1 protein-coding gene is annotated in these 279 nt (G+C 44.1%); it reads right to left on the reverse strand.

Annotation, left to right across the window (positions count from 1 at the left end):
• A partial coding sequence (locus tag R2R70_RS19855) for a PAS domain S-box protein (RefSeq protein ID WP_410978877.1) occupies nucleotides 1–279 on the reverse strand: 279 nt, incomplete at both ends.

The following is a 279-nucleotide window of genomic DNA, read 5'->3' on the forward strand; positions in this document are numbered from 1 at the left end:
GCCAAAAATATGTGTGGCTGAGGCATTAAAACTTAAAATATGCCCTCTGTGATCAATCGTTACTATGGCATCGATGGCTGTTTCGAGTATGGCATTCAGGCGAGACTCATCGGCAGACTTTTCTTCTAGCAACATTTTATAACGAACCATTCCGTTAATAACCGCCACGACGCTTGTAATAGCAACCGTTGCTGTAGCAACAGCAATTGCGACAAATGTAAGACCGGCGGATGCGTTAATATCATCGAATAGCAGTGGCGAAGTTGCAACAAAACGGGT

The sequence above is a fragment of the Cobetia sp. SIMBA_158 genome (assembly GCF_046566945.1).
In the GTDB taxonomy this organism is placed as follows: domain Bacteria; phylum Pseudomonadota; class Gammaproteobacteria; order Pseudomonadales; family Halomonadaceae; genus Cobetia; species Cobetia amphilecti.